This window comes from Paenibacillus nitricinens, assembly GCF_052056485.1.
Lineage (GTDB): Bacteria > Bacillota > Bacilli > Paenibacillales > Paenibacillaceae > Paenibacillus_AQ > Paenibacillus_AQ nitricinens.
The window spans coordinates 3,899,351-3,913,321 of record NZ_CP183948.1; the positions used below are offsets into that span (position 1 = coordinate 3,899,351).

The following is a 13,971-nucleotide window of genomic DNA, read 5'->3' on the forward strand; positions in this document are numbered from 1 at the left end:
CCTATATTATGTTCCTTTTCGTTTCCTTGATGAATACTTCCTCACCCACACTGCCAATTCTAACCTGTGCGTATACACAAGGATCACAAAGCTCCCAAACCATACCCATAAGATAGGAGCAGACCAATTACTAATGTACAAAAAAACGGAGAGAAGCAGCATTCCGCTAACCACTTGCACACCGTCCGAGACAGGTGAATTCCCTCTGCTTTTAATCCAACTGCTGCGCATTTTCAGCACTGCTAAAATGACTGCTAGCGCTAAAGAAGCTTTGAATCCTGTTAATGCACTCCATACTCCAAAGGTTACGGCAATTGCCTTCCCACCTTTTCCTTTAAGAAAGGGAGAGAAGGCATGACCCGCAATAGGCGCTAAGGCTAACGGAATAATGAAATACCCCTGACTATAATGACTCCCCATTACCCATAGAAGAGGTAGATACCCTTTTAAAAAATCCAATATAATCCCCAAAATTCCGAATTTATAGCCTGACGACTTCCATAGATTCAAAGCCCCCGGATTACCATCGCCAATGTCTTTCAGGTTCTTTTTACGCGCTAGACCAAGCCAATAGGAAAACATAAGAGATCCCGCCAAAAATAAACCCGTGACCCACAATATGATCATTAGTCCTTACGGCCTCCCACCTGGATATGCCTTCCTTTCCAGCTTACATGCTTCAGGAAAACGACCTGATATATCGAATAAAGCATGATCAAGATAAAGAAAACAGTTGCCACCACGTGAAATACAGGTATGACAATGCCAAATACACCTACATATTTTATAAAATAAAAGAGCTGGAACATATAAAGGAGATATCCGATCAATAACGGCATAAACCATGAAGTATTCGCAAAAATAAACACGGTTTCTGAAATAACGAGTCCGATCACCCAAAGCGCAATTGGAATAATTGTCCGCAGACTTATCGTTGAAGTGCTTAAGACAGCCCCTTTACTGAACCCTTCAATTTCACTTTTGATTCCTTTCGGATACATGCGAAACGATACTAAGCCATAACCGATATAATTGGTGATTGGAACACCTGCCGCAATAAATTGTTCTCCTAATGACAAATCATCCAGCACTTCAGATCTTATGCTTTGATGACCATTAACTTTTTCATAATCTTTCCTTAATGCTAGAATACACGAGCCGTACAGCCCTTTTTTGGCGTTATTCCTTTCAAAAACCGAGGTGAACGTGAAAATCCCCAGCATATTCATGATTAGGGCGAGCTTCTCAAACAGCTTTTCTGTATGATGAAAAGGAACTACCGAAATGACACCTTTCGATAGCTCCCTTGCTTTTAATAATGAAGCCAAGGCATTCGGCTTTAATCGGATATCCGCATCCAAAAAAGCAAAAATATCACCCGAGGCCTGTAAATATCCATTCCATACGGCCCAGCTCTTACCCGTCCACCCCTCAGGGAGACTGCTGTTCGCAATCACCTTAACCCCATAGCTTTCGGCAATTTCTTTCGTCCGATCCTCTGAGAAGTCATCTACCACAATAATTTCATAGGGTGTAAGGGTCTGAGACTGAAGTGAATCGAGCAGATAACGCAAATTATATTCTTCATTCCTTGCGGGAATGATGATGGACAATTTCTCCGGTCCTTGAATAGGCTCGTAATAAGTGGTCAAGGTATTTTTTCTGAACAAAATAAAACCGGAGAGACATCCAATGCCTATAACCATTAACAACCACATTACGGTTCCCCCCCTTCTACATCTATATATATGAAGGGTTAGTCCGTAATATATTCATTTCAAATTTAACCTACATTAACTTTAGTGGAGTATTGATTAAGCATTTCTGTACATAAGAGCATAACGATAGCGAAAATAACGATCATCACAGGGAAGATCCCTAATGTAAAATTAGAAGCCAGTAAACCGATAAATGGCGGCACTAGCGTGGTACCGGTATAAGCCGTTGCCATCTGAAAGCCCATAATCGACTGGGCATGCTTCTTCCCGAATCGTACAGGAGTTTCATGCAGCATACATGGAAAGATAGGCGCTAATCCCAGACCTATAATCATAAATCCTACTAGCGAAACTATAGTTGGAAGCGGTAGTACTAGCAGTACTGTACCGATTAAAGCAATAAGCTGACCATAGCGAATTAACTTTTTATTACTCATTCTAAAAGTAATGAAACCCGTAACCATTCTACCAAAAGTAATTCCCAGGTAAAAAAACGATACCCATGTCGCTGCAGTCGATGCAGGGATATCTTTGATATTCACAAGAAAACTACTCCCCCATAACCCCATACTTGTTTCTATGGCAGAATAAAATAAGAAGGTTAACATCGCAAGCTTTACCCCTCTTAATTTCCAAGGTTTTGTGTTCTCTGCGATATGCTCAAGCTCCGGATCATTGAACTCGTGATCACTATCCGCATTCGAGTTGCTATTGTTCCCAGCCACTCTTTTCCACAAAGGCAACGTAACGAATAGTATAACAACTAAGCTCAATTGAATATAAGCAACCGTAAGATAACCTTCACGCCATAGACCTTCACCAGAGATAAAAGAACCCATAATAATCGGACCCAGCGTCGCGCCAACTCCCCAGAAACAATGTAACCAACTCATATGATGGGCTTTATAGTGTGTAGCAACATAACTGTTTAATCCGGCATCTACAGATCCCGCACCTAAACCGAGTGGAATCGCAGCAACAATTAGCCATACTAACGAAGGTGACCAAGCAAAACCAAATAAAGCTACAGCCGTCATAATACAGCTTACAAGGGTCACTTTTCCCGTACCAAAACGTTTAAGGATAGTACCACTCATCAAACTGGAGACAATGGTGCCTACAGCAATAACCATCGAAAGGATTCCAGCAGTACCTAATGAGGCATTTAGGTCTATTCTCATTACCGGCCATGCAGATCCTAGCAATGAGTCCGGCAAGCCTAAACTAATAAAAGCTAAATAAATAATAATAAGAAAAAAAGTTGCCATCGTTTATCTCCTTAATGGTTCTAATCTATTTGTTGTGAAACCAATAAACCTAATCCAAGACTTTGTAATCCATTCAGATAATCACGTTTTAAGTTGCTTACCGCTAACTCTGGAAGATGTTCTTTGGGAACGTATGTAGCACTTCGCTCAGCGATTTGATTTAGCATAGCTGGAGCTACTTCATCCTCACAAAAAATAATATAATGGGGATTCAAAATAGAGGTGCTGGTAGCCACTAACCGACTAATCGCATCTACTCTATGCTCTGACTGCATCGCTAAACCACCTTTTTCTCCAGTTAATGCCTCTATAAAATTTCTATTATCATACTGGGGCAAATATTGAACTTCACCTGAAAAAAACGTCTTTCCTCGAACGATTTCACCATTAACGGCTATCCCTGCCCCTGGTCCATTTTTCCCTAAATACAGATACATCAGAGAAATCTTCTCCTTCAAATTTCTCTGCATCATATAACCGATTACAGCGGCATTCATATCATTTTCCACAATAGTCGGGATAGCGAGATGGTCTTCTATATATGTTTTCAAATCTAGACTTTGATATTTCGGATAGCCTGGAATTAGAAAAATCTTCCCATAACTCACCGCACCTGGAACACCAATAGCGACGGATTGAATCTTAGGATTAGCCTTTTTTTCACCTTCGATAAGCGAGACCAGTGTACTAACGTCTTCCTCAAGAATACTAGGTAAATTCCCTTCTTTTACAACATCGCCAATGCAATTATAGATCGTATAGTTTGTTTCATTTTTTTCCAAAAAAATAGCTATCCCTAATCGATAATTCGGATTATAGGCGTATCTTATAGCCCTTCTTCCGCCACTAGACTCATCAAGGCCAATGATCGTCACTTCCCCAGTCTCTTCCATCTGCATTAGAAATTTACTGATCGTTGGAAAACTGTATTGTAATCTTTGACTTAACTCCGCCTTCGTAGCCCTTCCTAATTCTAATAATGCTGTTCGAATATTTCGAATAATTTCGGATTTGAGTTGCTGTGAAGGAAGTCTTTTATCACTTGCCATGGCTCTCCCACCTATAGTCATACTGACTTATTAAATGCATTTAATAAGTCAGTATGACTATAGCAGGAATACTTCTTAACGACAACATAATTTTTGGATGATTCCCTCCTGAAGCTCCAACAAGAATAAGGGGGCATAAGCCCCCCTATTCATCAATAAATTCAAAGCCTTTGCAGGATTCGTTCCCATCTTCCGGGATGGCTTTCATCCAAGTACACCGGCTGAAATCCTAATTTCAAATAAATGCGGATGGCGGGAAGTCTGAAATCATCGGTTTCTAAACATGCCGCCGTTCCCCCTGAATCTCTTATTTTGTGCAAGACAGCTAGACTCACAGCATAACCGAGACCTTTACCAGAATATTCTGGAAGCACTCCAACCATATGCATGTACCAGTTCTTATTGTCCTCATTCCCCGACTCCCAGGCCGTAGCAGTAGCTACAGGTTGATCCCCGCGGCAAATGAACAACAAGCGATCCGAATACAAGGGTACATAATCACTGATTTTATGAGCAAATTTAACTTCCCTAGTAAAAGAATGGCGTATCAGCTCCTCCCAGTTCCGTTCATCATCTGGCTCGAAATGGCGGATTCGATACCCTGAAGGACAGTGAAAAACAGGTAAGTCTGTCAGCCTTTCTTTTTTCATTACAAGTTTGGAAAGGGCCTGATCCACCGTCAATTCCTCACCTTCGCTCTAAAATCAGGAAAGGCTATGGCTTTTCCACCAGTCTCTACAGATTCCATAGACAATGTAAACACAGAGCTCCAAGTCACAGCGTCATATACATCCACCGATGGGGTTCGATCCTCCTGAATCGCTGAAATGAATTCCTCAAGCACCATAAAATCGCCTCCGCCATGTTTCGTCCCAGCGGCATATTCGCCCCATTTCATCCATGTTGGGTGATCATAGAGCGGTTGATAACTGCTTAAAGGCTCCCACATTTCTTCTCCATCTGCTATATTTTTGGGCGAGAGATTCTTGAACCAGATCAAATCCTCTTCGTACTGATGGCGGCCCGTAATATACGCTCCCTCAGTTCCCTGCAGTAAATAATGAGTTTTATTATGCGGTCTAACGGAGGACCAGTCTACACGCAGTTCAATCAGTACACCCTTTTCCGTTTGAATGACTGCAACCGCACTATCCCCTTGCCGCCAGAATCCCTCCCGCGCTGCCGGGTGATCTTTTCCATAATGCTCTCCGAAATAATATTGTAAGGATCTAGATTTGGAAACAAAAGACGAGACGCTTTTTAATCGATCACCCTCAGGCTTATTAAGGTTAATCCACTGCGCAACTGGACCAATAGAATGTGTCGGATAATTGATCCCGTTATACTGCTGATGTAATTGCCCTCTCCAGGTCAGAGAACCATCCGGATGATGCGTCAAATGACGTAAATCATGGATATAGCCGCCTTCAAGATAAGTAATTTCACCGAACATGCCTTGATCCGCCATATGTTTAATCGTCAGATTTGAGCGCGAGAAGCAGTAATTTTCAGACATCATATATTTAAGTCCAGTTTGTTCAACAGTTTCGATAAGCTCCCAAGCTTCCTCTAAAGATTGAATCGAAATCACTTCGCTTAGGACATGCTTACCCGCTTTTAATGCATCAATAGATTGTCTGGCATGCAGATGCATGGGGCTTAAGATAAACACCGCATCTATCGCCGAATCTTTTAACATTTCATGATAATCCCGATACGTTCGGATTCCTGGGAACTTCTCTTTCCATTGGTTAAGCACCCACTCATTCAAGTCACAAGTGGCGGTTAGATGTATCCGATCCGATAGAGAGTACAGTGCATTCATAAAACTGGCTCCGCGATTTCCACCTACGATCGCTAATCTTACTGGCTGACGATTCATTGCTGGTCCACCTGCTTTCTATCCATTTGAAGTCGGTTGATGATTAGCTCCTGATCTCTTGTCTCCCCTTCAGCCTGGGGATATTTTTCATAATCAAAAATACTGAAGGTAAATAAGGAAGACCATTTACTCAATTGCTCGCTTGCCAGATTCACCATCTCTAACCTGATTTCATCTTCGAGCACAGTAAGGATTCGAGCAGCAGGAATATCCAGGATAGAGGCCGTTTGAATGAAATTCCAGTTTTCTTTTCTGACGATAGAATGAACATGATTATGGCCGTTGAAATAGAAACCCACACCTTGCCATTGCTTCAATATCGGCCAAATGTCCAAGCTGGGATCCAGTGACATCATTGGCTCAGTGGATCTAGCCGTCGTATTATACAAGGGATGATGACCAAAGACGAATAAAGGCTTTTCCGATTTACGCTTCATTTGTGCTTCGAGCCATGCTAGCTGTTCATCGTCAAGTGTTCCGCTCCAATCGTCACGATTTTCCCGTGCCGTATCCAGCAAAATAATGATCGCATTCGTCTCTTCGATAACACTGTATCGCTGCTGCCGAGTGACTGAAAGGATTTCTTCCTTAGGATAAGTGTACGTATCATGATTGCCAAGAACATGTAGAAAACACCTGGAATGCTTGCTGTCCTTAATCTTACCCATAATATAATTAAATTCGCTAAATTCTCCTGCATGCACCATATCTCCCACGGAAATATGATAATCGGCCGGGATGGACAAGAATAGATTCATAAATTGCTCGTAAAAAGCATCTCGTGCCTCTTTAATCATAACCTTGTTGTTTAACAATTCGTCCGGATAATGTAAGTCCCCAATAATTGCCAGTCTCATAAATGCCTCCTCCTAACCTTTAATGCCAGAGCTCATAAAACTACCTATCACCTGCCGCTGGAACAATAAAAATCCAATCATTAAGGGTGCCGACACAATCAATGTAGCCGCACAAACGTCGGACCACTGTGCACCAGATTCCGTGGCTTTTGCGAACATAGCCAAACCTACGGTTAATAAGCGATTCTCCTCCGAATTGGTTACAATGAGAGGCCACAAGAAATCATTCCAATGAAAGCTAACCGACACGATCGCAAAGGACACATAAATCGGGCGTGACAGTGGGACATAGATTCTAGAAAGAATATGCAGGCGTGAGGCGCCCTCTACCCGGGCAGCTTCATCCAGCTCATAGGGTAATTGCTTGAAGGATTGCCTTAATAGAAACACTCCAAAGGAGGTGGCAAAGTAAGGTAGCATAATCCCCAGCTTTGTATCCAGCAAGCCCAATTCATTCAATACCTGATAATTGGAAAAGATAAGCACATCCGGCGGCACCATTATTTGCACCAAAAATAACATGAATAACAGATCTTTTCCGAAGAAACGTACCCGTGCGAACGCATATGCAGCCATTGTCATCGTAACCAGCTGAACCACAAGCACAACACCGCACACAAGCAATGTATTCATTAAAAATCGTCCAAAAGGCGCCCCATTCCATACATGAATCAAATTCTCAAACGTGAAGCCCCAAGACCATCCCGAATCAATAGCAACATCTTTGGGTAAAAAAGCCGTTCTTACCACCCATAGGAAGGGAATGATCCATATCCCCGAAAAAGCAAATCCAATCAAATGCCACAGTGTCTGCACGATTCGGCGCTTCGTCCTTTCGGAGCTCAGCGTACGCTCCTCTTCTAAAGCTTTACGTGTATTCTGCCTTAAAGCTAATGGCAGCTTTAGTGGATTATCCTCCATGGATTCCACCTCCTATTCATAATGAATTTTCCGATCCCAGCCAAAAAACTGCAAAGAGGAAATCAGGAGCAGCAGCACGATCATGACCACCGTCATCGATGCGGCCATCCCTTGATCATAGAAATTAAAGGTCGACTCGTAGATATAGTAAAGCAGCAGATTACTAGAATTATTCGGACCACCCTTTGTCATAATCCAGAGATGGTCTACCAGCTTAAACGAATTCGTGATCGCCACAACAGCCACGAACAACGTAGTCGGCATCGTGAGCGGAATTGTTATTCTGCGGATGGAATTGAATGTACCGACTCCGCTTACTGCAGCCGCTTCATATAAATCCTTGGGAATCTGCTGCATTCCTGCTAAATAAAAAATCATGAAATATCCGGCCTCTTTCCAAATCATCATGACAACTAATGCGCCCATCACCGTATCAGGTGTTCCCAGCAAATTCACAGGCTGATCCGCGATCCATGAAGCCAGTCTGGCAAAGAGCCCAAAATGAGGGGTATACAGAAACAACCAGATGTTCGCCACAGCGATCATCGGGATCATATTCGGATAGAAAAATGAAAGACGTGCCAGTCCCCGCCCTTTTATCGCCTTGTCGGCAAATAGTGCCATCAAGAAAGCCAAAGCCAATGAAGTGGGTACTGTGCCAATGGCGAACCATATATTGTTACTGAACACTTTCATAAAGACATTGTCGTGCAATAGATTAGCGTAATTGTCAAAACCGACGAACAAAGGCTCAGGAGTCGCCAAATTTTTCTCATAAAAGCTAAGCCAGAACGATTTAAACATAGGGTAATAAGTAAACAAGCAAAGAAAGAGCAGCGAAGGCAACACAAGTCCCCAGCCGAATCCGTTTCTTCTAAGCCTCTCACTCCATCCGGCATTCATACCATTCAATCCTTCCATGATTAAGGTTTCTACGATTAATGAATACAGTAATGACGCCAGAACAAGCTATCCAGCCGTCCTGGCGTATTCCATACCTCAAAGCTTACTTATTGAAGGGAGCCAGTGCCTGATCTGCTTCTGCTTGAGCTTTTTTAAGTGCACCTGCTGCATCAATTTCTCCGGCCAATGCCGCTTGAATCTGGTTCGTAATTGCCGTCGATACTTTACCATGATTATGAGTGGACAATTCCCGGAACGCATATTCCAATTGATCTCTCGCTACCAATGCTTGCGGGAAATCTGCCGTATACTTCTTCATAGCATCTGTATCGTAGGCAGATTTTCTTACGCCCACATAACCGGATGAGCTGCTAAAGAGGGCAGCTTGTTCTGAAGCTGTCATGTATTTGGCGAATTCCCAAGCAGCCGCTTGTTTTTCAGGAGAGGTGTCCTTGAAAATATACAGGTTACCGCCACCAGTCGGTGATCCAAATTGCTTTTGTGCGGGAGGGAACGCTACACCAAATTCGAATTTCGCATTATTTTTTACGTTGGTTAAGTTGCCGCTTGTATGCATCATCATGGCTGTTTTACCTTGAATGAAATCCGTTGGAACGGTTGCCCAATCAATAACACCTTCCGGCATTGCCTTATATTTATGGGACAAATCTAACCAAAATTGTAATGCCTCCACATTCTCTGGCGTATCGAACATCGCTTTTTTGCCGTCGGAAGACATTATGTTTTGCTTCGGATCAGTAGCATTTTGTCGTGCAAGCATTTGAAACATCCAATACGAATCATCATTTCCCGGAATTTCCAGCCCCGTATGACCGTCTTGGTTCAGCTTCTTAGCATAAGTTACAAGCTCATCCCATGTAGTGGGTGGTTTCTCTGGATCAAGTCCTGCGGCTTTGAACATTTCTTTGTTGTAATACATAACAATCGTACTCCGCTGAAAAGGCAGACTGTACGTTTTACCTTCAGACTGTGTATCCTCTACAAAGGCGGGATAAAAATCAGCCATCTGAATATCCGTGTCCTTCGAAATAAAATCATCGAGCGGAATGATTGCATTCATATCGAGCATGCTGTAAAGCTCTGTTGACATCATGACCGCGACATCAGGTGGCTGTTTGGCCTGCACACCCGCTTGAATTTTCACGGTATTGTCACCGTAATTACCTGTGTACACGGGATTCACCTTAATCTCCGGATGCTGCTCCATGAAGGTGCTTGCCATCCCATCAATTACTTTAGTGAGAGGGCCACCCACGTTGACCGGATAATAAAAGGTAATCTCCACCGGCTTAGCAGCGGCTGGAGTCTCTGTAGATTCTGAAGTTGCAGCGATGGCTGTTGCCTGAGTAATATTTTTATTTTCTTTGGCTTCAGCCGTACTGTTATTAGATTGTCCGCAGCCCGCAACTGCCAGCATAGAAACGGATAGTAGTGTTAGAATAGTTTTGGTTTGCTTTAGCATTTCTGTTAACCCCTTTTTTCGCTTGGATTTAAATTAAAATGCGTAATGGCGAAAGTTCACACTAATGCGATTCGAGCCTACATCAAGAATATGGAGCTGTGCACCATCAGCGGTAGGCAATACAGCAATTCCTTGGGCTTCAGTACCACTTGGCAGATTGCGATCAAAGGCAACAGATACGTTTCCAGTCTCCGGATCAATCTGATAAACCGTTTGGGTTGCGTTATCCGTAGAGGCATACAGAACACCGTTGTACACTTCGGCACCTTGAATTCGATCAATACTTTGGGAAAGTGGAACGGTTGTGATCACATGCATATCATCAAGACTTAGTACATTCAAGACGCTAGCATTAGACCACTGAGCTGTGTAGACCTGACCGCGAGCGGCATCAACAGCTACCCAAGGCACACCGCCAATATGCAGATTCAATGGTAAAGCATAGGATGTCCCCGTATATTTCAAAGTGTTCACATCATAGAGAGCGATGTAAGGATGCTGATAGTTTTTGCCGTCTTCAATAGGAGCGTATATTTTACCGTTATAGTAGGAAATATCACCGATATGGTCTCCACCTTGGGAGGCAATCTCCAGCGGAATAGCCAATTCATTTCGTGCTTTTACGGTTTTGCCATCCAGCCCAGTCCGTAAGAGCCCATACGAGGAATTAAAGATCCATGAATTCCCGTCTGTAGCCACCCCTTGTCCACGTTCCAAGGCATCAAGTAACCAGAAAGTTTGCTTAGATACTTCATGCCAAGTTCCAGCAGTTGTAGCTGAAGTTGACTCTGCACTGATTTCCACCTCTGTGCTTACTAGGTTATCCGGTCCGACTGGTGTGGCAGATGCTACTAAAGATAAAGAACTGGTCGTAAGTACCCCCGCGAAAATCAGACTGAATAATCTCTTTAATCTCATGTTTTCTCTCCTCCTAATAAGGTTGTAGTTCGGCATTTGTACGCCTTACTTCAACCTTATTATAGGAGCTGGCAACAGCTCTCTAATTGAACAAAATACTTCTTTCCTTGAACAAAACTCTCATTTGCAATAATAAAATTAATAAATCATATGATTAGGTTTGGAGGAGCTTTGATTCGCATACAGCTTTGGGGTTAGGCCGGTTTCTCGTTTGAATAATCTAGTAAAATGTCCTTGATCGGCAAAACCAACCTGAGATGCAATTTCCTTCAAACCAATTTTTCCGGAACGAATAAGAAATTTAGAGCGTTCGATTCTCAGGCGAATTAAATAATTATGGGGTGTATATCCTGTCTGTTGTTTGAAAATCCGAATAAAATGCGACTGGCTCATATTAGCCATGCCAGCGAGATCAGTCAGTTGAATTTCATCTTCTAAACGCTCACGCATAAATTGAATGACCTGAAATATTTCTTGATTGGCTGGCGTTTTTCGGTTCGAATGCTGGGGAATCACTGAAGAATAGTGTTGTAACAAGTGAATAATTAACATATTGGATAAAGAGTCGCTATATATTTTCCCTTTGGCACCGCCATTCTGCAATTCCTCCAGCATCCAAAGCCCTAATTGCAGTAGCTTGGAATCCTTGACATGAAATTTGCGGTCCAACTGGATATGGCCTTCCTTCAGATAACCAGATTCACGAGCAATCTCTTCGAGGACCGCTGGCGTAATTTCTATTTTCAAAAAATAGAGCGAGGTTCTGCCCCAAGGGCAAAGAAGGCTCTCATTACATGGGGTAATATGAATAGTGTAGTAATTTTCGTAGTATGCGGTGCAGTGAATGCCTATTAAATATTTTGACTCCGAGGATGGAGTGAAAGCTTGCTGCGGGCTATACCATTGCGAAACCTGAAGCTTATCCCAACCAAAAGTATCACTTGCAAGGACAGGCTGAGTAGCTGCAAAGGACGATTCTTCCATTTCTTTCATATTCATCCCCCTTTTCCCTTCAATATAGCAAGCCAGTATACGCTCCGCGTCAATGAGCTGTAAAAGCTATATTAATTTCCTCTTAGTATTCAAAAGGTTATTTACGTCAGAACAGCAAAAAAGAGGGGTTAATCCCCCTCTTAAATATTTTACATATTTTATTTCTGTAACTCTAAGTATGAACATCTATTCCAATTTAAACTGATTTACTAAAGCACGCATCTCATTCGAGCCCTCTTGTAGTTTGCGAGCAGATGCGGCAATTTCCTCCATAGAAGCAAGCTGCTCCTCTACGGCAGCAGATACAGTCTGTGCAGCCGAAGCTGAGTGCAATGAAACCTGCTCGACCTCCATCACTGCAGCAGATATTTGTTCGGAGCCCGTGTACATCTGTTGTGCGGCGGTCGAGGATTGCTCCACCTGATCTACGATGGTGCGGGTGGCCTGAAAAATGCGTTCAAATGCTTTACCCGTATCATCAATCGCTTGAACCCCTGCTGCTACCTCATTTTGACCTTTACTCATCGAATGATGGGCATGGCCAATACTCGCAATAATTTCTTCAACCATAACTGAAACCTGCTCAGCCGCTTCACTTGTTTGTCCTGCCAGCTTACGAACTTCACTGGCTACCACTGCAAATCCCCTGCCTTGCTCTCCTGATCTAGCAGCTTCAATTGCCGCATTAAGCGCCAGCAAGTTCGTTTGCTCAGATATTCCTTTAATGGTGCTGACAATGGTGCCTATTTGTTGAGACTGCTCATTTAAACTAGTAACGGTGATCCCTAAATCATCAACCGTATTACTTACTGCATTCATTTGCTCAGAAGAATTAATGATAAGGCTATTTCCTTTATCAGCCTCTTCCAGTGTTTGCATGGACAGCTGATAGGCATGTGTAGAGGCTTCGGCTACTCGCTGAATCTCTTTTACCATCTCCTCCATCGACTGTGAAGTCTCTTGTGTTGAGGTAGCTTGTTTCTCACTATTGTTCGCCACTTCAGTCATTGAGGATGAAGTCTGAACAAGTGCCGCTGTGGTCTCACCTAACGTTGAAGACAACTGTTTGGAGGAAGAAGCTAATAACTCCGAGCTTATGGTTAAATTCCCAACTAACTGACGAATGTTACCCGATAATTGATTGAAGCTGATACCGAGCTGTCCGATCTCATCCCGATTGCTTACAGTCAATGCTTTACCGCTTAGATCCCCTTGAGCGATCCGTTCAGCTTCACGGGCTATGCGTACAATCGGTCTTGAAATATGTTGTGCAAATATGTATATTACGGCGATTCCGATGACAACGCATACAATCAATGTAGTAATAATTCCCTTTAGTATAGTTTGTTGACCGGTATTATAGTCCTGCATATAAGAGCCTGCTGCTACGACCCAGCCCCAAGAGGGTGATAATTTAGCATAAGATATTTTCAACGCTTCTTCTCCTACTGCGTTTCCAGTACCATCCGATTTAGGTAGCGGCCATTTATAGTAAGTAGCTCCACCACCGTTCTGTGCTGCTTTAATCAAATCCTGTATGTAAAAAGTACCGTTAGAGGTTTGTTTATCCCAAATATTGTCTCCCTCAAGTTTGGGATGAGCAAGCAGTTCCCCTTTGTTATCTAATATAAAGAAGTAGCCGTTTGGACCCAAATCAATTGATTGATTAATGGGCCGAGTACCATCCTCATTTTTGTTCCCAAGTAGTAAGGTCCGTACTTGCTCCTGTGCTTCCACTTCAGTCAACTGACCCGATTGGACGGAGATTTCCAAATTCTCAATTAAGGCGACAGCCAGGTTTACACTTGAACTCAATTTACTCTCAATAAGCTGATTCGTTTCTTTGACTGAAATCTGATAAATAACTGCTCCTAATATTCCGATGGGAAGAATTAGTAGCGTAAGTGACATCATGAGCAGTTTTTTCCGAATTGTTAGTCGCATCCTTGTACGTGTAACTTTTACCATATACACCGCTC

Annotated in this window: 13 protein-coding genes; all 13 read right to left on the reverse strand. The window is 42.8% G+C overall.

Going from position 1 to position 13,971, the window contains the following annotated elements:
• Positions 1-6: 6 nt before the first annotated feature.
• Positions 7-627 (reverse strand): glycerol-3-phosphate acyltransferase, encoded by a 621-nt coding sequence (locus ACN6KS_RS17200; protein WP_280789036.1) that lies wholly within the window; start codon positions 625-627, stop codon positions 7-9.
• Entirely contained in the window at positions 627-1,718 is a 1,092-nt protein-coding gene (locus ACN6KS_RS17205) for a glycosyltransferase family 2 protein (RefSeq protein ID WP_094868805.1), read from the reverse strand. Before ACN6KS_RS17205 ends, ACN6KS_RS17200 begins: the two co-directional genes overlap by 1 nt.
• 65 nt (positions 1,719-1,783) lie before the next feature.
• Complete coding sequence (locus tag ACN6KS_RS17210; RefSeq protein ID WP_280789034.1) at positions 1,784-2,986, reverse strand: MFS transporter; 1,203 nt, start codon at positions 2,984-2,986, stop codon at positions 1,784-1,786.
• A 20-nt stretch (positions 2,987-3,006) separates the two neighbouring features.
• Entirely contained in the window at positions 3,007-4,035 is a 1,029-nt protein-coding gene (locus tag ACN6KS_RS17215; protein ID WP_280789033.1) for an ROK family transcriptional regulator, read from the reverse strand.
• 161 nt (positions 4,036-4,196) lie between these two features.
• The gene (locus ACN6KS_RS17220) at positions 4,197-4,712 is read right to left on the reverse strand and encodes a GNAT family N-acetyltransferase (protein ID WP_094874261.1); all 516 of its coding nucleotides are present in this window, start codon (positions 4,710-4,712) and stop codon (positions 4,197-4,199) included.
• A gap of 2 nt (positions 4,713-4,714) precedes the next feature.
• On the reverse strand, positions 4,715-5,917 hold the full coding sequence (locus tag ACN6KS_RS17225) for a Gfo/Idh/MocA family protein (RefSeq protein ID WP_440960127.1): 1,203 nt from the start codon (positions 5,915-5,917) through the stop codon (positions 4,715-4,717).
• Positions 5,914-6,774, reverse strand: coding sequence for a metallophosphoesterase family protein (locus ACN6KS_RS17230; protein WP_440960128.1), 861 nt, complete (start codon positions 6,772-6,774; stop codon positions 5,914-5,916). Before ACN6KS_RS17230 ends, ACN6KS_RS17225 begins: the two co-directional genes overlap by 4 nt.
• A gap of 12 nt (positions 6,775-6,786) precedes the next feature.
• Positions 6,787-7,695: a carbohydrate ABC transporter permease gene (locus ACN6KS_RS17235; RefSeq protein ID WP_440960129.1), complete on the reverse strand. Its 909-nt coding sequence runs from the start codon at positions 7,693-7,695 to the stop codon at positions 6,787-6,789.
• A 12-nt stretch (positions 7,696-7,707) separates the two neighbouring features.
• The gene (locus tag ACN6KS_RS17240; protein WP_094874263.1) at positions 7,708-8,598 is read right to left on the reverse strand and encodes a carbohydrate ABC transporter permease; all 891 of its coding nucleotides are present in this window, start codon (positions 8,596-8,598) and stop codon (positions 7,708-7,710) included.
• Positions 8,599-8,701: 103 nt separating this feature from the next.
• Positions 8,702-10,081 carry an ABC transporter substrate-binding protein gene (locus ACN6KS_RS17245; protein ID WP_440960130.1) on the reverse strand — a complete coding sequence of 460 codons (1,380 nt, stop codon included), beginning with the start codon at positions 10,079-10,081 and terminating at the stop codon, positions 8,702-8,704.
• A gap of 33 nt (positions 10,082-10,114) precedes the next feature.
• Positions 10,115-10,999 (reverse strand): DUF6923 family protein, encoded by an 885-nt coding sequence (locus tag ACN6KS_RS17250; RefSeq protein WP_440960131.1) that lies wholly within the window; start codon positions 10,997-10,999, stop codon positions 10,115-10,117.
• 138 nt (positions 11,000-11,137) lie between these two features.
• Positions 11,138-11,992 carry an AraC family transcriptional regulator gene (locus ACN6KS_RS17255; RefSeq protein ID WP_179281755.1) on the reverse strand — a complete coding sequence of 285 codons (855 nt, stop codon included), beginning with the start codon at positions 11,990-11,992 and terminating at the stop codon, positions 11,138-11,140.
• 186 nt (positions 11,993-12,178) lie between these two features.
• Complete coding sequence (locus ACN6KS_RS17260; protein WP_094878549.1) at positions 12,179-13,960, reverse strand: methyl-accepting chemotaxis protein; 1,782 nt, start codon at positions 13,958-13,960, stop codon at positions 12,179-12,181.
• Positions 13,961-13,971: the final 11 nt, after the last annotated feature.

What these genes read in the sequence shown, in the direction of transcription:
- ACN6KS_RS17200 (WP_280789036.1), bottom strand. Translation starts at nt 627, where the DNA reads ATGATCATATTGTGGGTCACGGGTTTATTTTTGGCGGGATCTCTTATG.
- ACN6KS_RS17255 (WP_179281755.1), bottom strand. Translation starts at nt 11,992, where the DNA reads ATGAAAGAAATGGAAGAATCGTCCTTTGCAGCTACTCAGCCTGTCCTT.
- ACN6KS_RS17240 (WP_094874263.1), bottom strand. Translation starts at nt 8,598, where the DNA reads ATGAATGCCGGATGGAGTGAGAGGCTTAGAAGAAACGGATTCGGCTGG.
- ACN6KS_RS17210 (WP_280789034.1), bottom strand. Translation starts at nt 2,986, where the DNA reads ATGGCAACTTTTTTTCTTATTATTATTTATTTAGCTTTTATTAGTTTA.
- ACN6KS_RS17225 (WP_440960127.1), bottom strand. Translation starts at nt 5,917, where the DNA reads ATGAATCGTCAGCCAGTAAGATTAGCGATCGTAGGTGGAAATCGCGGA.
- ACN6KS_RS17205 (WP_094868805.1), bottom strand. Translation starts at nt 1,718, where the DNA reads ATGTGGTTGTTAATGGTTATAGGCATTGGATGTCTCTCCGGTTTTATT.
- ACN6KS_RS17235 (WP_440960129.1), bottom strand. Translation starts at nt 7,695, where the DNA reads ATGGAGGATAATCCACTAAAGCTGCCATTAGCTTTAAGGCAGAATACA.
- ACN6KS_RS17230 (WP_440960128.1), bottom strand. Translation starts at nt 6,774, where the DNA reads ATGAGACTGGCAATTATTGGGGACTTACATTATCCGGACGAATTGTTA.
- ACN6KS_RS17260 (WP_094878549.1), bottom strand. Translation starts at nt 13,960, where the DNA reads ATGGTAAAAGTTACACGTACAAGGATGCGACTAACAATTCGGAAAAAA.
- ACN6KS_RS17245 (WP_440960130.1), bottom strand. Translation starts at nt 10,081, where the DNA reads ATGCTAAAGCAAACCAAAACTATTCTAACACTACTATCCGTTTCTATG.
- ACN6KS_RS17215 (WP_280789033.1), bottom strand. Translation starts at nt 4,035, where the DNA reads ATGGCAAGTGATAAAAGACTTCCTTCACAGCAACTCAAATCCGAAATT.
- ACN6KS_RS17250 (WP_440960131.1), bottom strand. Translation starts at nt 10,999, where the DNA reads ATGAGATTAAAGAGATTATTCAGTCTGATTTTCGCGGGGGTACTTACG.